Here is a 498-nt window from a genome sequence, read left to right as displayed (position 1 = left end):
TAGGAATACTGCTATACCCTCCTTTTACCTCATGATGTTCTATATAACGTGCTAAAGAACGAATATCTTGATAGGTAAAAATATCTCGTAGGTTTAATACTAAGCCTAGTTCTTTATTAAGTTTATTAACTAAACTTATTGCCTTTAATGAATGACCTCCCAAACGGAAAAAACTTTGTGTAACACTCAATTCAGATGATTCAATAGACAGTACCTCTGACCAGATAGCTACTAATTCAGCCTCTAATGCAGTTTCTGGAGATACATAATTCTCTTTAGAAACCATACTCGCCTCTGGTAAACTACGATAATCAATCTTACCATTGGATGTTAATGGAAAACTATCTAAAATAACATAAGCTCCTGGAACCATATACTCCGGTAAAACACCTTGTAAATATTCCTCTAGTTCAGATGCTACTAAAGAAGAAGCACTAGTATAATAACAAACTAAATACTGATCATTACCACTTCCTTTTACAATTACTACACTCTGAT

General features: G+C 33.3%; 1 protein-coding gene. It reads right to left on the bottom strand.

From position 1 onward, the window contains the following. Positions 1-498: phosphopantetheine-binding protein (locus tag EYW44_RS21955; RefSeq protein ID WP_132728018.1), on the bottom strand; the 498-nt coding region annotated here is incomplete at both ends.

This window comes from Tenacibaculum sp. M341 (assembly GCF_004337695.1).
Taxonomy (GTDB): Bacteria; Bacteroidota; Bacteroidia; order Flavobacteriales; family Flavobacteriaceae; genus Polaribacter.
The sequence above is the reverse complement of the archived record's forward strand: the minus strand, read 5'-3'. Positions and strand labels throughout refer to the sequence as shown.